The organism is Halomonas mongoliensis (assembly GCF_052496345.1).
The window spans coordinates 3,181,327-3,200,540 of sequence record NZ_CP199288.1 but is presented as its reverse complement, the minus strand read 5'-3'; the positions used below and the strand labels follow the sequence as shown (position 1 = coordinate 3,200,540).

The following is a 19,214-nucleotide window of genomic DNA, read 5'->3' as shown; positions in this document are numbered from 1 at the left end:
CTAAATCAGGTGCGCTGTAGGTGTCACCTGGATTTACTTGTTCTGTGCCTATATGTACTTAGCAAATATTTTGCTTTCAATAGGATGAATAGAATCTTTTATTTCATTACTCCTTGATCGACTGACACTATATATGTCTTCATAGGTTTCACATCCTTTAAAGTAGTGTGATACTTTTTTTATAATTTCATTGGGGAGCCCAGAATCTCTTAATATAATTTCATGATTTTCAGTAGTTCCATATTCCAGTTTAGCTATAACCATATCAAGGGATATTAATGGCTGGCGCTTTTCTGCTGCTACAAAATTATAGACGCTAGAGAACGTTTTAAGATACTTAGGCCATGAATACTCAAAGTATTTGGACATTAAATCAAACACATATCTAATTCGAGAATTGTCGTTCGCCCTTGCTCTTTGCACTGTGTCTGAACTTAGAAGCTCTTTGAACGAAGGTGTGTAGTAAATATAGTACTTCGTGAGACCGATCAGAATTGACTTTCCAATGTCTGTATCGAAATTTCTACCCTTATCATGATCGGTGAAAAGATAATCGTAGCAACATGATAAAATATTATCCAAGCAGCCCTTTAATGGCAATTTCTCTTTAAAATAATAAACATCTAAATTCCCCCCTGTTCTTAGGTGACTTATTAACTCGACTTGCCCATCAACTTTCACAAACCTATTTTCTTTTATGATTAATGGATCAATCTCTAGCTCAGCAAGCTTTTCAGAATGAGCCTTTAAAAGCTCACCTCTTGAACTTGGCACATCATCACTTTCCAACTGAATTAAAGTTTCTAGCGAAGCATATTCATTGTCCAGGTATTCAATTTCGACAGACGTTTCCCTATCATCATCTTCTTGCGTTTCAAGATGAAATACACGTCCGATAAAGTGTTGCATAAAACGCCCAGCGCGACCTTCTATGTTTTTTCTATCTAATGTTTTTAACAGGTCACCTGTACCAATTTTCTTGTCGTAAATGACGACGTTTTTTGCGGCTGAATTAATACCTTCAGTTAGGGAAGTGGTACAGAAAAGATATTTTAGCCCATTGTCACTACTGTCATTAAACTCATCTACAATCAAGTCCTGAATATGCCTTGGCATCGCACCATGATGGAAAGCTATTCCGCGCTTGATGCAAGAAATCAAATCCCAAGTGGGAGATACAGAACTTGATAGGTACTCGACCAATTCTTTGTTATGCGGCTTTACTGGCCATGTATCTAAAAATTTTTTCGCGGTATCTTCCACATATTGCTTCTGATATCGGTATATTAAAAACTTACCATCAATAGACTCTTCAGACACTAACCTCAGAAGGTTTTTAAACTTATCCCCAATAATTTTAATAGACCCGTTTTCTATAGAGTGAAGCCCCTTATCCTTTTCGTTATCTAAAGCGTAGTAATCTTTCTGCACTATTTCTGTTGAATATTTTTTCAGTTCCACCTTAAACTTTTCTCTGAAGTTTTTGCTGAAATCTGATATATATGGGCCGGCAAGATAAAAATCAGCACCAGATTTGGCTAAGCGGTAGAGAATATCTGAAAACACCCTGAACCGATCATCATCAAGCTTGTAATCTACTTTATAAATTTCGTCCATGACGAAAAAATCTATATCAAAACTTGGATTTTCTTCTAAAAATGCCGACATCCTCTCTGGCGTCAGAACTAAAAGATAGCTTTTATCTTTATCGACTTTAACTTTTGACGACTTTGAGATAGTGTATCCTTCAACACTACTTCTTAGTTCTTGATATTGCTCTGAGAGCAAAGAAACCGTGGGCATTATAAACGCAATGTTCTTGTAATTGTTATGCAGGATAATTTCTCTAACAATTCGCGTTTTCCCAAAAGATGTTGGAGCACTGACCACCAATCTTTTGTTTATTTGAAAAGAGTCAAATATTTCTTTTTGAGGTCTTGTCAGAATTGTATTGGTTTTTTGGCTGGTATAAAAATTTATAAGAAGATTATCTTGAAATGAAATATTTGGAAAATAGGCTTCATTATTCTTTTTTAAAAGATTATCATATAAAAAGATTCTCGATTTAACGATGCAGTCATGTAAAAGCTGCTGCACCATACTGTCATCTGAATTGTAGTTAGCCACATGGCATATTGCAGAAAGACACTGGTTATAGTCGCGCTCATTTTTTGAATCAAGCAATCGATACACATCAATAAGTAAATTCTCAAGAATGTCTATGCTAACTTCTTGCTTATCTCTTATTTTTTCAATGCCATAAGCTATTTGCTGGCTCATACACTAACTCCAATCAAAATTTCATGGCATTTTCTACAAGTTCAATGCTTTGCTTTAACTCAGAAACTGACTCTAAAGGTACAATAAAAAAGACAATTTTTATGTTTTTTCTTTTTGGCCAGTCCTTGCTGTAAATATTTTTAAAGTTTTCTTCTAGCTCAACACTTATTTTATCCTTGAAATCATCAGATTCAATATCACTATCTATTTTTCCAGAAAATTTCTTTATGCACTTGCTGTCGTATGTGCACAAAACAGGGACCGCAATATCAACTTTATCTAATGACCTTCCTCCAGTAACATAGCTTTTTAATAGTTCATACTTCCCCCCTTCAAGCTGTTTGTTTATTTCTATTTCGCCCCCAAGCAACCTTAGCTCTGACTTTATCCTTCCCGAGTCATTCAGATGCTCCTGGAGTGATTTGAGGGCTGAAGCTATAGCGCTGCCAATGCTTTGATGGAACTTAGCTTCACCAAGCCATAATGTGACTTTTGAATCACTAATGGAAAAGTGCGCACAATCAAACCCTTTGATTTGCTCTCTTGTGGTTGATCTTAGTCTAGCTTTTGTAACAAACTTTGGAACGTCATAAAAAACACTTAAGATTAAAAACAATAAAAGTTCGCCATAATCCCCTTTTGACTTTCTATTTGCATCTGATATTCGCGTGAAACTGTTTTTGTTCCATTCGGATTTATCTATTGTTGCAATCTCATCTTCTGTGAGGGCAAAAAATGGAACGGCATCTCTAATTAGACCAACCAGTTCATTTTGCCGGTACCTTCCGTCTTCATAATCAAGTGTAAAAGAAGCATCATCTTCACCTGCTGACTGGATGCCAACTTCAGCTTTGAAGATTTGATTGCATAGTCTTGTCTTAAGAGATGAGTCCATTTCTTATAGTTTACTCCTATGTTTGTTTTGCAGAGAACGCCGCGCTCTGGGCTTGCCGTAGCGAAGCGGAGGCATGTCCCTAGCAGCGCCTTGTTATCTGAATTGGCTACTCTTGACTTTTAGGGAAATCTGGAAAATCGGGGACAGACCCCAATTGTTAATGCACGCTACCGCCCTACCCTGCAAGCCATGATGGCTCCCTGCCATCCCTGCGGTAGTCCCTGCGCTGCGTGTAGTGGCATTTCGCCTGGTCGTCTAAGCGGCCTTAACCGATCAGCGTATGCGACAAAGTCGATGGATGCCACACCCGATTGGTCGCAGTAGTGGCAAGGCCCCCGAGCCAGGTGAGTGACTCGGGGGCCTTGTTTGGTTGGTCAACGCTCAGCGGCGGCGCGCAGCGCCGTACGCTGCATGCTGCTGTCAGACCGTCGGCTTCTCGCCACGGACCGCCGCTTCGATCACGGCAATGTCGATTTTCCTCATCGTCATCATGGCGTCGAAGGCCCGCTTAGCCGCGGCGCGATCGGGGCTGGTGTAGGCCCTGGTCAGCGCGATGGGGGTAATCTGCCAGGAGATGCCCCACTTATCCCTGCACCAGCCGCACTCGATTTCCTGGCCGCCGTTGCCGACGATCGCCTTCCAGTAGCGGTCGGTCTCGGCCTGGTCCTCGGTGGCCACCTGGAACGAGAACGCCTCGTTGTGCTGGATGCCTGGCCCACCGTTAAGCCCCAGGCAGGGTATGCCCATCACGGTGAACTCAACGGTCAAGACGTCACCCTGCTTGCCCGCCGGGTAGTCACCCGGCGCGCGGTGGACCGCACCGACGGAGGAATCGGGAAAGGTGCTGGCGTAGAACCTTGCCGCCTCCTCGGCATCGCGCTCGTACCACAGGCAAATCGTGTTCTTGGCAATCGTCGTCATGGGTTCCTCCATCATGGTTCCAGTCGAGTACCGCCCGGTCGCTTCCCTCCAGGCACAGGGGCTCAGCCACGCGGCCGGAGCCGGTTCACCCTTGAGTTCTACCGGGACCTCTCACCCGGTAGTCGCGTGAAGAAGGGCCGGATCGACAGCCGGCGAAGATTTTTTTCGAAAGAGGCCTATCCGACGAGGCTTCTCCGGCCTGCGCTATGACGCCGGGGTCGCAAGGGCGACCTCCACCGCCTGTTCGGCGTGGATGGCGGTGGTGTCAAAGAGGGGAGCGTCCGTGTCGTCGGCCTGGATCAGCAGCCCGATCTCCGTGCAGCCGAGGATGAGGCCCTGGGCGCCCTGCCCGGCCAGCGAGGCCACGATCTCAAGATACTCGGCTTTGGAATCCGCCCGGATCTCGCCGCGGCACAGCTCGTCGTAGATGACGGTGTGCACCCGCTCGCGCTGCGCGGCATCGGGAATCAGCACTCGGATGCCCTGCGCCTCCAGGCGCTCGCGGTAGAAGGCCTGTTCCATGGTGAAGCGGGTGCCGAGCAGCCCCACCCGGGTCACGCCCTGCCGGTGCAGCGCCTTGGCGGTGGCATCGGCGATATGCAGCAGGGGAATCGCCACGGCCTGCTCGAGCTGCGGGGCGACCCTGTGCATGGTGTTGGTGCACAGCACCAGGAAGTCGGCGCCGGCCGCCGCCAGGGAGCGGGCCGCTGCGCCGAGGATCTGTGCCGTGGCCGCCCAGTCGCCGCGGCGCTGCAGCGCCTCGATCTCGGCGAAGTCCACGCTGTAGAGCACCAGCCGGGCGGAGTGCAACCCGCCCAGGCGCGCCTTCACCCCCTGGTTGATGAGCCGGTAGTAGGTCTGGGTCGATTCTCAGCTCATGCCGCCGATCAGCCCTATGGTCTTCATCTTCCCTCCTCTTGCGGCCTCGGGTCGGGTGAGTGACTCGGGGGCCGTTTCCCTTTAGGTTCAGGGGGAGTGCCCGCCAGGGCCGCGGGGCCGGGCCGCCTGAGCGCCCTGCCGCTGTTCGTATTGTTGACCAGGAGCTTACATGATCGCCGTCATCTTCGAAGTGGTGCCGAAGCCCGAGCACCGCGACCACTACCTCGACATCGCCGCGAGCCTGCGCCCGCTGCTGGAGGAGGCCGATGGCTTCATCTCCATCGAGCGTTTCGAGAGCCTGACCCAGCCGGGCAAGCTGCTCTCGCTCTCCTTCTGGCGCGACGAGGAGGCCGTGGCCGAATGGCGCCGGCTGGAGCGCCACCGCACCGCCCAGGCCGAGGGGCGCCGCGAGATCTTCGCCGACTACCGCCTGCGCGTGGCCGGGGTGCTGCGCGATTACGGCATGAACGACCGCGAGCAGGCCCCCGCGGACAGCCGCGAGCGGCACGAGTCTTGACCCGCCTGATCAGACCGACTCGGCCTCACCCTCCACGTCCACCCCGATGAAACCACCCGACTGGCGCCGCCAGAGGGCGGCGTAGAGGCCGTCTCGCGCCAGCAGCTCCTGGTGGGTGCCGCTCTCGACGATCTGGCCCTCGTCGATCACCACCAGCCGGTCGAGCATGGCGATGGTGGAGAGCCGGTGGGCGATGGCGATCACCGTCTTGCCCTCCATCAGGGTGTAGAGCTGCTCCTGGATCGCCGCCTCCACCTCGGAATCCAGCGCCGAGGTCGCCTCGTCCAGCACTAGGATGGGGGCGTTCTTGAGCAGCACCCGGGCGATGGCGATGCGCTGGCGCTGCCCGCCGGAGAGCTTCACCCCGCGCTCGCCCACGTGGGCATCCAGGCCGCGGCGCCCCTGCAGGTCCACCAGCTCGTCGATGAAGGTATCGGCGTGGGCGCGGCGCACCGCCTCGAGGATCGCCTCCTCGCTGGCCTCCGGGCTGCCGTAGCGGATGTTGTCGCGCAGCGAGCGATGCAGCAGCGAGGTGTCCTGGGTGACCATGCCAATATGGCGGCGCAGCGATTCCTGGGTCACCGCGGCGATGTCCTGGCCGTCGATCAGGATGCGCCCGCCTTCCAGGTCGTAGAAGCGCAGCAGCAGGTTGGCCAGGGTCGACTTGCCAGCCCCGGAGCGGCCGATCAGCCCCACCTTCTCGCCCGGGGCGATGGTGAGGTCGAGGCCGTCGAAGACGCGTTTCGCCTGGCCATCCGGGCGCTCGTAGCCGAAGCGCATCGCCTCGAAGCGGATCTCGCCGCGGGGCACCGCGAGTGCCGGCGCCCCGGGGGCGTCCTGGATCGCAGGCTCCCGGGCGATGGTGTTGAGGCCATCCTGCACGGTGCCGATGTTCTCGAACAGGCTCGCCACCTCCCAGAGAATCCAGTCGGACATGAAGCGGATGCGCATCACCAACGCGATGGCCACGGCGATGGTGCCGAGCGACACCGCCTCCAGGTACCAGGCGCCGATGGCGATGGCCGCGACGCTGGCCAGCAGCAGGGAGTTGAGCAGAGTCAGGGTCACGGTGAGCCCGGTGGCCAGGCGCATCTGACGATGCACCGTGCCCATGAAGCCCTCCATGGCGTCGCGGGCGTAGGCCTCCTCCCGGCGGGTGTCGGCGAACAGCTTGATGGTCTGGATGTTGCTGTAGCTGTCGACGATGCGCCCGGTCATCACCGCTCGGGCGTCGGCCTGCTCCATGGAGACCCGGCGCAGGCGCGGCACGAAGACCCGCATGATGGCGATATAGCCGGCCAGCCACGCCACCAGCGGCAGCATCAGCCAGGGCTCGGCGCTGCCCAGCAGCACCATGGCGCCGACGAAATAGACGACCACGTAGACCATCAGGTCCATCAGCTTGGTCACCGTCTCGCGAATCGCCAGGGCCGTCTGCATCACCTTCTGGGAGACCCGCCCGGCGAACTCGTCCTGATAGAAGGCGAGGCTCTGGCCCAGCATGTGACGGTGGGCCAGCCAGCGGCCGATCATCGGGTAGTTGCCGAAGATGCTCTGGTGGGTCACCAGCGCCTGCAGCAGCGTGAGCAGCGGCAGCAGCACCATCACCAGCGCCGCCATGCCCGCCAGGCGCCAGCCGTACTCGGCGAAAAAGCCCGCCCGCTCGGCGCCGGCCAGCCAGTCCACCAGCTGCCCCATGTAGTGGAAGAAGAGCACTTCCGCGGCGGAGACCAGGGCGGTGAGCAGCGACATCAGCAGCAGCAGCGGCAGCACCGGCCGCGTGAAATGCAGGATGAAGGCGAAGAGCCCCCGGGGCGGCGTGCCGCCGAGGTCCTTCGGGTAGGGGTTCACCAGGTCCTCGAAGTAGCGGAAGACGTGGTGGGAAACCAAACGCAAACGGGAGCGAAGCATGGCGGCAGTCCATTGACACGGGGTGGCTCGGGCACGCCAGGGTAACCCCCATCACGCCGTTGGCGGTACCTCAGACTCGACCCTCCCCCGGCCCGGCGCGCAATACTGGCCAGGCCCCGGCGAGCGCGCCACCATAAGTTAAACATCCAGGGAGCCGTTCGCCAATGGAAGACGTGACTCGCGAATTCCTCGATACCAACCAGCCGTTGATCCGACTGGCGGTCGCCCTGCTGCTGGGCGCCCTGATCGGCATCGAACGCGGCTGGGTGGCACGCGAGCAGCGCGCCGGCCTGCGCATCGCGGGCGTGCGTACCCACGCCCTGGTGGGGCTTCTGGGCGGCATCGCCGCCCTGCTCTCGGCGTCGGTCAGCGCCTGGGCCTTCCCGCTGATCTTCGTGGCGGTGGCGGTTACCGCCCTGGTGGCCTGGCAGGCACGGCTCGGCGATCCGCCGGACTTCAGCATCACCGGCCTGATCGGCCTGCTGCTCACCTTCTGCTTCGGCGCCGTGGCGGTGGGCGTGGACCTGGCCGTGGCCACCGCCTGCGCCGTGGCCACCGCGCTGATCCTGGACAACAAGCGCGAGATCCACGGCCTGCTGAACCGGCTCCAGGCCCACGAGCTGGACGCCGGCCTCAAGCTGCTGGTGATCAGCGTGGTGATGCTGCCGCTGCTGCCCAACCAGGCCCTGGGCCCGGGAGGCGTGATCAACCCCTACCAGCTGTGGTGGATGGTGGTGCTGGTCGCCTCCGTCTCCTTCGTCGGCTACTTCGCGATCCGCGTGGGCGGCACCGAGAAGGGCATCCTCTTCACCAGCCTGTTCGCCGGGCTCAGCTCCTCCACGGCCCTGACCCTGCACTTCGCCCGTCAGTCACGCCTGGCGCCGGCCCATGCGCCCCTGCTGGCGGCAGGCATCCTGCTCGCCTGCGGCACCATGTTCCCGAGGATCCTGCTCTACACCGCGGTGATCAGCCCCGGGCTGCTGTCGTCGCTGTGGCTGCCGATCAGCCTGATGGCCCTGACCCTCTATCTCCCCTCGCTGCTGATCTGGCGCCGCCACCACCGCCAGGGCCTGGTGGAGAGCCCCGCCCTGATCAAGAACCCGCTGGAGCTGCGCCTGGCGCTGCTCTTCGGCGCCCTGCTGGCGCTGATCATGCTGCTCGGCGAATGGCTGCGCAGCGCCCTGGGCGATGCCGGCATCTACCTGCTGGCCACCACCTCGGGCCTCGCCGACGTAGATGCCATCACCCTTTCCCTGACCCGCATGTCGCTGGAGACCATCGCCGGCCAGACGGCCGTGCTGGGGATCATCCTGGCCGCGGCCACCAACAACCTGGTCAAGGCGGGCCTTGCCGGCCTGCTCGGCACCCGAGACATCGGTTGGCGAGTCGCCGGGCCGATGCTGGCGTCGCTGCTGATCGGCCTGGCCGCCGCCCTGGCGATGCGCCTGGCGGGGTAGCCAGCCCTGGAGCCGGGGTTCGAGTCAGCCCTGGAGCCGGGGTTCTAGATAGTCCAGCAGTGCCTGGAGGCTATGCAGCCCCGCGTAGTCGCTCTCGGGGATGCTCACCCCCAGGCGCTGGTGCAGGGCGGTGAGCAGGTTGAGGGCGTCCATGGAGTCGAGGTCGTACTCGTCGCGCAGGCGGGCCCGGTCATCGAGGGTCGCGGTATCGATGTCCGGGGCGATGGCCGAGAGCTCATCGAGCACGATGTCACGCAGTTGGTCTCTGTTCACAGTGCCTCCGGCTGCTGCAGCTGGGCATCGATCTCGTTGAGGAAGCGAGCGCCCAGGTGGCCGTCGCAGACGCGGTGGTCGGCGGCCAGGCTGACCTCCACCACCGGGCGAATCGCCAGCATCTCGTCCACGGCCACGGGGCGCCGGCGCGGGGAGCCGAAACCGATCATCGCCACCTGGGGCGGATGGATGACGCCGTAGACGCTATCCACGCCCTGCTCGCCCAGCGCGGTCACGGTGGCCGTGGGGCTGCCGAGCTCGGAGGCGCGCAGGCCGCCGCGGCGGGCGCGCCGTACCAGGTCCTGCAGGCGCTCCATCAGCGCCGGCAGGGCCAGCGCCGCGGCATCGGCAAGCGCCGGGGCGATCAGGCCGCCCCCGCGCAGGTGAATGGCCATGCCCAGATCGACCCGCTCGGCCGGCTGGAAGCCCGCCTCGCCGTAGTGGCCGTTGAGCTGCGGGTAGCGCGCCAGAGCCCGGGCGGTCGCCTTCATGAACAGCGCGGCCATCAGCAGTCGCGTCTCGGGCGGCCGCTCGCGGTTGTAGTCGGCAAGCCAGGCATCGGGGGCGTGCAGGTCCACGCTGGTGGCCAGGTAGAAGTGGGGGATCTCGCGCTTGGCGCGGCTCATGGTGGCGGCGATGGCGCGGCGCATCTCGTCAGGGTCGAAGCCGCCCCGGGGCGCGGGACGGGACGCCCTCCCGGCGGCCCCGTCGAGGTCGCGCAGCACGATGGCGCCTTCGGGCCCGCTGCCGCTCAGCGCGCCCAGCGCCACGCCGAGCTCCCGCGCCCGGCGCCTGGCGGCCGGCGAGGCCGCACTCCGCAGCCCTTCGGGTGTGGCCGCGGCGACAGGCGCTGCGCTGGCGGGTTCGGCGGCAGGCGTCGGGCTCGGGGCCGACTCCGCCGCGGGGGCCGGCGCCACGCCGGGCGCGGGTGCCATGGTATCGGCCTCGGGCGCCGACATGGCGGCGGGGATCTCGCCGGCGGGAATCTCGCTCACCACCCGCTCGCCGCTGCCGATGCGGGCCAGGGGCGTGCCCACCGGCACCTTGGTGTGCGGCCCCACATAGCAGGCCTCCACCACGCCGCTCTCGAACACCTCGACGTCGATGGCGCCCTTGGCGGTCTCCACCACGGCGATGACCTGCCCCTTCGTCACCCGCTCGCCGGGCGCCACCAGCCACTCCACCAGGGTGCCCGCCTCCATGTCGGCGCCCAGCGAAGGCATCAGGAAATCGCTCATGGAGCGGCCCCCATGGCCCGGCGGGCCGCGGCCAGGATGTCCGCCACCTGGGGCAGCGCGGCGTTCTCCAGGTGCTGCGGGTAGGGAATGGGGATCTCGTCGCTGCAGACCCGCTCGATGGGGGCATCCAGCGCCCAGAAGGCCTGCTCGGCGAGGATGGCGGCGAGCTCGCCGGCCAGGCTGCCGGTCTTCCACCCCTCGTCGACGATCACCGCGCGGTGGGTGCGGCCCACCGAGTCGAGCAGCGTCGCGGTGTCCAAGGGGCGCAGCACGCGCAGGTCCACCACCTCGGCGTCGATCCCCTCCTCGGCCAGCGCCTCGGCCGCCTCCAGGGTCTTGGGCAGGCTGCCGCCGTAGGTGATCAGGCTGAGGTCGCGCCCCGGGCGGTGGATGGCGGCCCGCGCGATGTCCACGCCCTCCGGGCAGGGGGCGAGCTCGCCCTCGCGGTTGTAGAGCATCACATGCTCGAAGATCAGCACCGGGTTGGGGTCCTGCAGCGCCGCCCAGAGCATGTAGCGGGCATCCTCCAGGGTGCCGGGGGCCAGCACCTTGAGCCCCGGCACGTGGGCGTACCAGTTCTCCAGGCTGTGGGAGTGCTGGGCGGCCACCTGGCGGCCGGCGCCGGTGGCCATGCGGATCACCAGGGGCACGGCGAACTCGCCGCCGGACATGTGCAGCAGGGTCGCCGCGGTGTTCACGATCTGGTCCATGGCCAGCAGGCTGAAGTTGACCGTCATGATCTCGACGATGGGCCGCGCTCCACCCAGCGCCGCGCCGATGCCGGCGCCGGTAAAGCCGTTCTCGGCGAGCGGCGTGTCGCGGATGCGCTCGGGGCCGAAGCGTTCCAGCAGCCCGCGGCTGACCGCATAGCAGCCGCCGTAGTGGCCGATGTCCTCGCCCATCAGGAAGGTGCGCGGATCGTGCTCCAGGGCCTCGATCAGGCCGAGCCGGAAGGCCTCGCGAAAGCTCAGCACCACCGGCTCGGGCTCGGCGGCGGGCGGCGGCGAAGGCGCCTGGCTCGCCTCGCGCAGCACATGCTCGAAGCGGCCGGCCTCGGGCTCCCACTCGGCGGCCTCGGCGAAGGCCACGGCCCCTGCCACCTCCGCGGCGATCTCGGCCTCCAGCGCGGCGAGCTCCTGTTCGGGCAGGAGCCCCGACTGCTGCATCCACTGCGACAGGCGCTGGATGGGGTCGCGGGTCTTCCACTCCTCCACCTCGGCCTTGTCGCGGTAGAGCTCAGGGTCGAACATCGAGTGGGCGCGGAAGCGGTAGGTGCGGCACTCCAGGAAGCGCGGCCCTTCGCCCGAGCGCAGCGCCGCCAGCAGCCGCGCGCTGGCCGCCTCGACCCGGGCGATGTCCATGCCGTCGACGCTCTCCGCGGGCACCCCCAGCGCCTCGGCCTTGCGGTAGAGCTCGGTCTGGGCGTGGGCGTAGCGCAGCGCCGTGCCCATGGCATAGAGGTTGTTCTCGCAGACGAAGAGCACCGGCAGCTGCCACAGGGCCGCCAGGTTGAGGCTCTCGTGGAAGCTGCCCTCGGCGGCGGCGCCGTCGCCGAAGAAGCAGACGGTGACACGGTGTCGCCCGGCGAGCCTGTCCGCCAGGGCCAGGCCCACGGCCAGCGGCAGGCCGCCGCCGACGATGGCGTTGCCGCCGACGAAGCGCGCGCTGGCGTCGAAGAGGTGCATGGAGCCGCCCCGGCCCATGCTACAGCCGGCCTGCTTGCCGTACATCTCGGCCATCACCCGCTCCATGGAGATGCGGTTGAGCAGCGCGTGACCGTGCTCGCGGTAGGTGGAGACCACGGCGTCGTCGGGGGCGAGCCCGTGCATCACCCCGGTGCCCACCGCCTCCTCGCCGATATAGACGTGCAGGAAGCCCCGGATCTTCTCCTGGGTGTAGAGCTCCACGCAGCGCTCCTCGAAGCGGCGGATGCGCAGCATCTGGCGCAGCAGGTCGAGCAGGTGCGCCCGGGAGAGGCGCGGCTTGTCGGTCGATGGCGTGCTCATTCGAAGCCTCCCTCCAGCGTCGAGGTATCGCCTTCCGGCAGCCCCAGCTCCCGGGCGCGCAGCAGGCGGCGCATGATCTTGCCGCTGCGGGTGCTGGGCAGGCGCTCGCGGAACTCCACCTGGCGGGGCGCCACCGCCGGCCCGAGGCGCTGGCGCGCGAGCCCGAGGATCTCCCTGCGCAGCGCCTCGTCGGGCGCATGGCCGGGCTTGAGCGACACGAAGGCCTTGACGGTCTCGCCGGCGATCTCGTCGGGGATGCCGATCACCCCGGCCTCGGCCACCGCCGGATGCTCCATCAGCACGCTCTCCACCTCGAAGGGGCCGATCAGGTGCCCGGCGGATTTGATCACGTCGTCGGCGCGGCCGATGAACCAGAAGTAGCCCTCGGCGTCGCGGCGGGCCAGGTCGCCGGTGAGGTACCAGGCCCCGGCGAAGCACTGCCGGTAGCGCGCCTCCTCGTGGAGGTAGCCGCGAAACATCGAGGGCCAGGGGGCCTTGAGCACCAGTTCGCCGGTCTCGTCCGGGTCCTCGATCAGTTCGATGCCGCTGTCGGTGCGTCGCGCCACGCCCGCCTCGATGCCCGGCACGGGGCGCCCCATCGAGCCGGGCTTGATGGGCATGCTGGCGAAATTGGCGATCATGATCCCGCCGGTCTCGGTCTGCCACCAGTTGTCGTGGAACGGCAGCCCCAGGGTCGCCCGCCCCCAGTGGACGGCCTCCGGGTTGAGCGGCTCGCCCACGCTGGCCAGGAAGCGCAGGCTCGAGAGGTCGTACCGGCGAGCCAGCTCCGGGCCCACCTTCATCAGCATGCGGATGGCGGTGGGCGCGGTGTACCACACCGCCACCCGCTGCTCCTCGAGGATGCGGTACCAGCGCTCGGCGTCGAACTCCTCCTCGTCCACCACCAGGGTCACGCCGTTGGTGAACGGCGCGATGATGCCGTAGGAGGTGCCGGTGACCCAGCCGGGGTCGGCGGTGCACCAGTAGATGTCCCCCGGGTGCAGGTCCAGGGCGTAGTGGCCGGTGATGTGATGGGCCACCACCGCCTCATGGACGTGGAGCGCGCCCTTGGGGCGCCCCGTGGTGCCGCTGGTGAAGTGCAAGAGCGCCGGGGCCTCCGGTTCCATGGGGCGAGTCGGGTAGTCCGGCGACTGCGCCGCGAGGGCCGGCTCCACCGCCAGGGTGCCCGGCGGGGCCTCCTCCACCTCGCCGATCAGCAGCACCTGCTTCACCGAGGGCATCCGGTGGAGCCAGCCGGCCAGCTTGCGACGATAGAGGCGCTCGGTGGTGACGATGGCCACGGGCGCGCCGATCTCCACCCGGGAGCGGATCGGCTCCGGCCCGAAGGCGGAGAAGAGCGGCGTGAAGACGCCGCCGAGCTTCAGCGTGCCCAGGGCGGCGGCGTAGAGGTCGGGGGTGCGATGGGCCAGGCAGTAGACGCCGTCGCCGGGCTCGAGCCCCAGCGACGCCAGCAGGTTGGCGAAGCGGTTGGCCCGCTCGGCGAGTTCGCGGTAGCTGATGTCGACGGCAGCGCCCTCGCGGGGCAGGAAGCGGATCGCCGTCTGCTCGGCGGTGGGGGTGTCGAGATGACGATCCAGGGCCGCGTGGGCAATGTTGATGCCGCCGCCGGGCATGACGGGAAGCCGGCTCCGGGCATCGCGCCAGCTGAACGACGCGCAGGCGGCGGCGTAATCGGGCAGGGTCGGGCTCGGGCGCATCGGCCACCTCCTTGGATCGCCGCCACGGAAACAGCGCGGCGCTTCTCAGGAAAGCGTAGTGCGCTTTTCCCGGGCGTCACCATGATGAGGGTCATGTCGGGCGATGCCCCGGGTGTTGGCCCAAGGTGGCGGCGCGACGCCGCCCTCGCTCAGGCCGGGGCGCGCATCCCCGCCCGGCGGGCCCGGGCGGCGTGGAGCTTCCTGTAGCTCTCGATCAGGCGCTGGTGCTTCTCCAGCCCCTCCAGCGCCAAGCTGGTGGGCGTGAGGCCGTGGAAGCGCACCCTGCCCAGCACCGAGCCTATCACCGCCTCGATGGTCGCCTCGCCGAACATGCGGCCGAGGTTGTGGCGGAAGTCGTCGAGTTCGAGCTCGTCATCCAGCACGATCTCCAGCACCGCCTGCACCGCGCGGTAGAAGAGGTTGCGCTCGACGGTGTTGTCATTGAACTGCAGGAACATCTCGACCCGCTCCAGGGCCTCCTCCTGCTGGCCCAGCGCCAGGTTGATCAAGAGCTTCAGCTCGAGGATGGTGAGCTGGCCCCACTCGGTGTTCTCGTCGAACTCGATGCCGATCAGGGTGATGATGTCCATGTGCTCGTCGAGCTGGCTCTCCTCCAGGCGCTCGAGCAGGTCGGCAAGCCGGTCATCCTCCAGGCGGTGCAGGTTGAGGATCTCCTCACGGTACTGCAGCGCCACGTTGGTGTTGTCCCACACCAGATCCTCCACCGGATAGACCTCGGAGAAGCCGGGCACCAGGATGCGGCAGGTCGGTGCGCCGAGCTCGTCGCGCACGGCCACATAGGCCTCGAGCTCCAGCTCCTCGAGGATGCCGAACAGGGTCGCCGCCTCCTGCTCGTTGCTGTTGGCGCCGCTGCCGGAGAAGTCCCAGTCGCAGAAGTCGATATCCGAGCGGGCGCTGAAGAAGCGCCAGGAGATCACCCCGGAGGAGTCGATGAAGTGCTCGACGTAGTTGTTGGGCTCGGTCACCGCCATGGAGTTGAAGGTGGGCGGCAGAAAGTCGTTGAAGCCCTCGATGCTGCGCCCCTGCAGCAGCTCGGTGAAGGTGCGCTCCAGGGCCACGTGGAAGCTCGGGTGGGCGCCGAAAGAGGCGAAGACGCCGCCGGTCTTGGGGTTCATCAGGGTGACGCACATCACCGGGAACTGGCCGCCCAGCGAGGCATCCTTGACCAGCACCGGGAAGCCCTGGGCCTCCAGCGCCTCGATGCCCTCGACGATCTCCGGATAGCGCGCCAGCACCTCGGCCGGCACGTCGGGCAGCGCCAGCTCCTCCTCGATGATCTTGCGCTTCACCGCCCGCTCGAAGATCTCCGAGAGACACTGCACCTGGGCCTCGGCCAGGGTGTTCCCCGCGCTCATGCCGTTGCTGAGGTAGAGGTTCTCGATCAGGTTCGAGGGGAAGTAGACCGTCTCGCCGTCGGAGTGGCGCACGAAGGGCAGCGAAACGATGCCGCGATCCGCCCGGCCGGAGTTGGTGTCGATCAGGTGCGAGCCGCAGAGCTCCCCCTCCGGGTCGTAGATCTCCCGGGTGTAATCGTCGAGGATCTCCGCCGGCAGCGCGTCGCCCGGCCCGGGCTGGAACCACTTCTCGTCGGGGTAGTGGACGAACTCGGCGTCGGCGATCTCCTCGCCGAAGAACTGGTCGTTGTAGAAGAAGTTGAAGTTGGTACGCTCGATGAACTCGCCCAGCGCCGAGCAAAGCGCGCTCTCCTTGGTGGCCCCCTTGCCGTTGGTGAAGCACATCGGCGAGGCGGCGTCGCGGATATGCAGCGACCACACATGAGGCACGATGTTGCGCCAGGAGGCGATCTCGATCTTCATGCCGAGCTCGGCCAGGATGCCGGTCATGTTGGCGATGGTCTGCTCCAGCGGCAGGTCCTTGCCCTCGATCCAGGTGTAGTCGTCGCCGTCCGGCTGGCCCATCAGCAGCGCCTGGGCGTCCTCGTCGATGTTCTCGACCACCTCGAGCTGGAACTCGGGGCCCTCCTGCACCACCTTCTTCACCGTGCAGCGGTCGATGGAGCGCAGGATGCCCTGGCGGTCCTTCTCGGAGATGTCCTCGGGCAGCTCGATCTGGATGCGGAAGATCTGCTTGTAGCGGTTCTCCGGGTCGACGATGTTGTTCTGCGACAGCCGGATGTTCTCGGTGGGGATGTCCCGGGCGTTGCAGTAGACCTTGACGAAGTAGGCCGCACACATCGCCGAGGAGGCCAGGAAGTAGTCGAAGGGCCCCGGCGCCGAGCCGTCGCCCTTGTAACGAATGGGCTGGTCGGAGATGACCGTGAAGTCGTCGAACTTGGCCTCCAGGCGGAGGTTGTCGAGATAGTTGACCTTGATTTCCATGGGGCACCGGGGGGGTTGGCGTGGGCAGCGGGGGCGGAAAACCCGCCATTATCCAGCTTTTCGCGCCGGGCGTCATGGCAGGTAACAAAATTGCACCGCACACGCCAGGAAACATCATAATGATGTGCACCAGGCATCAAATCGCAGTACGCTTGGGGGTAGCCCCCTTCAGGAGACGCCGCCATGGCTACTGCCGAACTTCACGAGGTCGTCAGCGAGAGCCTGGACCCGGCCATCTTCGACGACAGCGCCGCTTTCATCCGCGCCGTGCGCCGCGGCGTGCCCGGCAGCGTGGTGCGCGAGGCCATTACCGCCCTGGGCAACACTCCCGAAGCACGCGAGCTCTTCGTGACCCTGCTGGAGACCACCTCCGGCAACCTGCACCGCTACTACAAGCGCGCGGCGCTGGGCCGCACCGAGAGCGAGAAGGTGCTCGATACCCTGCGTCTGGTGCACTACGCCCAGGCGGTGTTCGATGATGCCGAGCTGGCCGCCGACTGGCTCGCGACCCCGGTCGCCGCCCTGGCGGGCGAGACGCCGCTATCGCTGTGCGACACCTTCCAGGGCCGCCGGCTGGTGCGTGACGCCCTGGGCAAGATCGAGTACGGCGAGTTCAGCTGATGGCCAACCGGCTCTATCGCATCGCCCCGGCACGCTTTCTCGAGGCCTATGCCGGTACCGGCGCCAGCTACCGGGACGGGGCGCGCTGGAACCGCCCGGGCGACCCGGTGCTCTACTTCGCCACCTCGCCCAGCCTGGCCATGCTGGAGATGAGCCACTACCTGCCATCGCCCCGCCACGTGCCGGCAAGCTACCGGCTCGGGGTCTACGAAGTGGAAGCGGAGGAGGACGCGGCCGAGACCCTGGCCCCCAGCGCGCTGCCCGACGACTGGGCCGGCTTCCCCTACCCTGCCGCCACACAGGCGCTCGGCTCGGCGTGGCTGCGCTCGCGCCGTGGTCTGATCCTCAGAGTACCGAGCTGTGCGGTGCCCGGCGGGCTGGAGAGCATCGCCGTGGTCAACCCGCTGCATGAAGCCATTGCGGGGCTGCGGCTGGTGGACACCCTGGCGGCGCGCTACAACCCGCGGGCCTTTCGGCGGGGTTGAGGGCACGCCGGGCGGGGCCGTGCGGCCCCGCGCCTCGGCCTACTGGGCGCAGTAGCCGCCGTCCACCACGTAGGTGTTGCCGGTACAGCCCGAGGCCAGGTCGGAAAACAGATAGACCGCCATCCCCGCACACTCCTCGTTGCTGACGTAGCGGCCCAGGGGAATGCGCGCCGTGAAGGCCTGCTGCACCTCGGCACCGTGGCCCGGATTGGCCTGGTCCTCGATGGAACGCATCATGCGATTGTCCACCGGGCCGGGGTTGAGGGTATTGACCCGGATGCCCTCCGGGCCGAGCTCCGCCGCGAGACAGCGCATCATGCCCACCACGGCATGCTTGCTGCTGACATAGGGCGTGAGCCCGGACGCGCCGCGCAGGCCTGCCACGCTGGAGGTGATCACGATACTGCCGCCGCCCGTCTGGCGCAGCGCCGGCAGCGCCGCCTCCACCCCGAAGCGCACGCCGTGCACGTTCACCGCGAAGACCGTTTCCCAGGCCGTATCGGAGCGGCTGTCGAAGGGGCCCACCTCGCCCTCGATGCCGGCGTTGAGAAACACCCCGTCCAGCCGGCCGAAGTGCTTGAGCGCCGCCGCGACCATGCGCTCGTTGTCCTCCCGCCGGCTAACGTCCACGGCGAGCCCCACTGCGCGCTCGCCCAGCGACTGGGCGATTGCCTCGACGGGCCCGGCCTCGCGGTCAGTGATCACCACGCTTGCCCCCTGGGCGTGCGCCATCCGCGCTGTGGTCTCGCCGATGCCGCCCGCACCGCCGGTTATCGCGATCACTTTTCCCTTCAAGCTGCTCATGACATGCTCCCTGAGGTGACGAGGATTCTCGAGCCGCCATCGGGCTCGGGCTAGGAAAGTCTAGCCGTTCTTAGACAACTTGATACCTGGCGCACCCCGGCCTGCGACAACCTGTCAACGAGAAGGCCCTTTCGCCACGCATCCAGGGGAATCGCGATGATGACATGGCGCCATACCGCCCGAAGGCTGGCCACTGCCGGCATGGCGATGGTCTCGATGATGGGCCTGGCCGCCGCCAATGACCCAGGCCAGGCGTCTCAGGGCATCTCGGGAGTGCCAGTGCCCTCGGCGATATCCGAGCGAACGACAAGCGACACGGGACGGAGTGAGCCCATGACCTACCTGATCGACTTCCAGGACCCGGGCGAAGCCAACCGCTGGCGCGCCATCAACGATAACGTGATGGGCGGCGTCTCTCGCGGCGGCCTGACCGTTGAGGACGGCACTGGCGTCTTCAGCGGCGAGACCTCGCTTGAGAACAACGGCGGCTTCGCTTCGGTGCGCCGCGACCCCGAGGCCTTCGATCTCGCCCGCCAGGCGGGCATGGCGCTGCGGGTGCGAGGCGATGGGCGTACCTACCAGCTGCGCCTCTATACCGACCAGCTGCCACGGGGTGCCGCCTATCGGGCCGAGTTCCAGCCCACCGCCGACCAGTGGCAGCGCATTGAGCTCTCCTGGCAGGACTTCAAGCCGATGTTTCGCGGCCGACTGCTGGAGGGCATCCCGCCTATCGATCCCGCCGGTATCCGGCAGGTGGGCCTGATGATCGTCGACCGCCAGGCCGGCCCCTTCCGCCTGGAGCTGGCGTGGCTCGATACGCCCTGAGGGGTGCCTTGCCGGGCAGCAGGC

The 19,214-nt window shown here is 63.7% G+C and carries 15 protein-coding genes and 1 pseudogene; 5 read left to right on the top strand and 11 right to left on the bottom strand.

What is annotated here, in order from left to right; all coding sequences use genetic code 11:
* Window positions 1–48 precede the first annotated feature (48 nt).
* From ACRYRV_RS15000 to ACRYRV_RS14985, 4 genes and pseudogenes are all read right to left on the bottom strand, one after another.
* Entirely contained in the window at window positions 49–2,280 is a 2,232-nt protein-coding gene (locus ACRYRV_RS15000; RefSeq protein ID WP_444984599.1) for a DEAD/DEAH box helicase, read from the bottom strand.
* Between the two features lie 13 nt (window positions 2,281–2,293).
* A complete protein-coding gene (locus ACRYRV_RS14995) occupies window positions 2,294–3,175 on the bottom strand; it encodes a HamA C-terminal domain-containing protein (RefSeq protein WP_444984600.1) in 882 nt (293 codons plus the stop codon).
* A 420-nt stretch (window positions 3,176–3,595) separates the two neighbouring features.
* Window positions 3,596–4,096 carry a VOC family protein gene (locus ACRYRV_RS14990; protein WP_444984601.1) on the bottom strand — a complete coding sequence of 167 codons (501 nt, stop codon included), beginning with the start codon at window positions 4,094–4,096 and terminating at the stop codon, window positions 3,596–3,598.
* A gap of 204 nt (window positions 4,097–4,300) precedes the next feature.
* A pseudogene (locus tag ACRYRV_RS14985) lies at window positions 4,301–4,954 on the bottom strand (aspartate/glutamate racemase family protein); the annotation flags it as partial.
* Window positions 4,955–5,144: 190 nt separating this feature from the next.
* On the opposite strand from ACRYRV_RS14985, the gene ACRYRV_RS14980 reads away from it, so the two are divergent.
* On the top strand, window positions 5,145–5,492 hold the full coding sequence (locus ACRYRV_RS14980) for an antibiotic biosynthesis monooxygenase family protein (protein WP_444984602.1): 348 nt from the start codon (window positions 5,145–5,147) through the stop codon (window positions 5,490–5,492).
* Between the two features lie 9 nt (window positions 5,493–5,501).
* On the opposite strand, the gene ACRYRV_RS14975 is transcribed toward ACRYRV_RS14980, so the two are convergent.
* On the bottom strand, window positions 5,502–7,403 hold the full coding sequence (locus tag ACRYRV_RS14975; RefSeq protein WP_444984603.1) for an ABC transporter ATP-binding protein: 1,902 nt from the start codon (window positions 7,401–7,403) through the stop codon (window positions 5,502–5,504).
* A 164-nt stretch (window positions 7,404–7,567) separates the two neighbouring features.
* On the opposite strand from ACRYRV_RS14975, the gene ACRYRV_RS14970 reads away from it, so the two are divergent.
* On the top strand, window positions 7,568–8,860 hold the full coding sequence (locus ACRYRV_RS14970; protein WP_444984604.1) for an MgtC/SapB family protein: 1,293 nt from the start codon (window positions 7,568–7,570) through the stop codon (window positions 8,858–8,860).
* 24 nt (window positions 8,861–8,884) lie between these two features.
* On the opposite strand, the gene ACRYRV_RS14965 is transcribed toward ACRYRV_RS14970, so the two are convergent.
* From ACRYRV_RS14965 to ACRYRV_RS14945, 5 genes are all read right to left on the bottom strand, one after another.
* On the bottom strand, window positions 8,885–9,133 hold the full coding sequence (locus tag ACRYRV_RS14965; RefSeq protein WP_119022116.1) for an acyl carrier protein: 249 nt from the start codon (window positions 9,131–9,133) through the stop codon (window positions 8,885–8,887).
* On the bottom strand, window positions 9,130–10,371 hold the full coding sequence (locus ACRYRV_RS14960) for a dihydrolipoamide acetyltransferase family protein (RefSeq protein WP_444984606.1): 1,242 nt from the start codon (window positions 10,369–10,371) through the stop codon (window positions 9,130–9,132). The genes ACRYRV_RS14965 and ACRYRV_RS14960 overlap by 4 nt, the downstream gene beginning before the upstream one ends.
* The gene (gene pdhA / locus ACRYRV_RS14955) at window positions 10,368–12,377 is read right to left on the bottom strand and encodes a pyruvate dehydrogenase (acetyl-transferring) E1 component subunit alpha (protein WP_444984607.1); all 2,010 of its coding nucleotides are present in this window, start codon (window positions 12,375–12,377) and stop codon (window positions 10,368–10,370) included. Before pdhA ends, ACRYRV_RS14960 begins: the two co-directional genes overlap by 4 nt.
* Complete coding sequence (gene acsA, locus ACRYRV_RS14950) at window positions 12,374–14,095, bottom strand: acetate--CoA ligase (protein WP_444984608.1); 1,722 nt, start codon at window positions 14,093–14,095, stop codon at window positions 12,374–12,376. The genes pdhA and acsA overlap by 4 nt, the downstream gene beginning before the upstream one ends.
* 149 nt (window positions 14,096–14,244) lie before the next feature.
* Window positions 14,245–16,455, bottom strand: coding sequence for an OsmC domain/YcaO domain-containing protein (locus ACRYRV_RS14945; protein ID WP_444984609.1), 2,211 nt, complete (start codon window positions 16,453–16,455; stop codon window positions 14,245–14,247).
* A 183-nt stretch (window positions 16,456–16,638) separates the two neighbouring features.
* Here ACRYRV_RS14945 and ACRYRV_RS14940 point away from each other — a divergent pair, with 183 nt between their 5' ends.
* Together ACRYRV_RS14940 and ACRYRV_RS14935 are read left to right on the top strand one after the other, a co-directional pair.
* Window positions 16,639–17,076, top strand: a complete 438-nt coding sequence (locus ACRYRV_RS14940) for an antitoxin Xre/MbcA/ParS toxin-binding domain-containing protein (RefSeq protein ID WP_253443321.1) — start codon at window positions 16,639–16,641, stop codon at window positions 17,074–17,076.
* Window positions 17,076–17,561 carry an RES family NAD+ phosphorylase gene (locus ACRYRV_RS14935; RefSeq protein ID WP_444984610.1) on the top strand — a complete coding sequence of 162 codons (486 nt, stop codon included), beginning with the start codon at window positions 17,076–17,078 and terminating at the stop codon, window positions 17,559–17,561. Before ACRYRV_RS14940 ends, ACRYRV_RS14935 begins: the two co-directional genes overlap by 1 nt.
* A gap of 39 nt (window positions 17,562–17,600) precedes the next feature.
* Here the strand turns inward: ACRYRV_RS14935 and ACRYRV_RS14930 are convergent, their stop codons facing one another.
* Complete coding sequence (locus ACRYRV_RS14930; protein ID WP_253443325.1) at window positions 17,601–18,365, bottom strand: SDR family NAD(P)-dependent oxidoreductase; 765 nt, start codon at window positions 18,363–18,365, stop codon at window positions 17,601–17,603.
* Window positions 18,366–18,698: 333 nt separating this feature from the next.
* On the opposite strand from ACRYRV_RS14930, the gene ACRYRV_RS14925 reads away from it, so the two are divergent.
* Window positions 18,699–19,190, top strand: a complete 492-nt coding sequence (locus tag ACRYRV_RS14925; protein ID WP_444984611.1) for a CIA30 family protein — start codon at window positions 18,699–18,701, stop codon at window positions 19,188–19,190.
* The last annotated feature ends 24 nt before the right edge of the window (window positions 19,191–19,214 follow it).

What these genes read in the sequence shown, in the direction of transcription:
- ACRYRV_RS14995 (WP_444984600.1), bottom strand. Translation starts at nt 3,175, where the DNA reads ATGGACTCATCTCTTAAGACAAGACTATGCAATCAAATCTTCAAAGCT.
- ACRYRV_RS14975 (WP_444984603.1), bottom strand. Translation starts at nt 7,403, where the DNA reads ATGCTTCGCTCCCGTTTGCGTTTGGTTTCCCACCACGTCTTCCGCTAC.
- ACRYRV_RS15000 (WP_444984599.1), bottom strand. Translation starts at nt 2,280, where the DNA reads ATGAGCCAGCAAATAGCTTATGGCATTGAAAAAATAAGAGATAAGCAA.
- ACRYRV_RS14940 (WP_253443321.1), top strand. Translation starts at nt 16,639, where the DNA reads ATGGCTACTGCCGAACTTCACGAGGTCGTCAGCGAGAGCCTGGACCCG.
- ACRYRV_RS14925 (WP_444984611.1), top strand. Translation starts at nt 18,699, where the DNA reads ATGACCTACCTGATCGACTTCCAGGACCCGGGCGAAGCCAACCGCTGG.
- acsA (WP_444984608.1), bottom strand. Translation starts at nt 14,095, where the DNA reads ATGCGCCCGAGCCCGACCCTGCCCGATTACGCCGCCGCCTGCGCGTCG.
- ACRYRV_RS14970 (WP_444984604.1), top strand. Translation starts at nt 7,568, where the DNA reads ATGGAAGACGTGACTCGCGAATTCCTCGATACCAACCAGCCGTTGATC.
- ACRYRV_RS14935 (WP_444984610.1), top strand. Translation starts at nt 17,076, where the DNA reads ATGGCCAACCGGCTCTATCGCATCGCCCCGGCACGCTTTCTCGAGGCC.
- ACRYRV_RS14930 (WP_253443325.1), bottom strand. Translation starts at nt 18,365, where the DNA reads ATGAGCAGCTTGAAGGGAAAAGTGATCGCGATAACCGGCGGTGCGGGC.
- ACRYRV_RS14980 (WP_444984602.1), top strand. Translation starts at nt 5,145, where the DNA reads ATGATCGCCGTCATCTTCGAAGTGGTGCCGAAGCCCGAGCACCGCGAC.
- ACRYRV_RS14945 (WP_444984609.1), bottom strand. Translation starts at nt 16,455, where the DNA reads ATGGAAATCAAGGTCAACTATCTCGACAACCTCCGCCTGGAGGCCAAG.
- ACRYRV_RS14960 (WP_444984606.1), bottom strand. Translation starts at nt 10,371, where the DNA reads ATGAGCGATTTCCTGATGCCTTCGCTGGGCGCCGACATGGAGGCGGGC.
- ACRYRV_RS14990 (WP_444984601.1), bottom strand. Translation starts at nt 4,096, where the DNA reads ATGACGACGATTGCCAAGAACACGATTTGCCTGTGGTACGAGCGCGAT.
- pdhA (WP_444984607.1), bottom strand. Translation starts at nt 12,377, where the DNA reads ATGAGCACGCCATCGACCGACAAGCCGCGCCTCTCCCGGGCGCACCTG.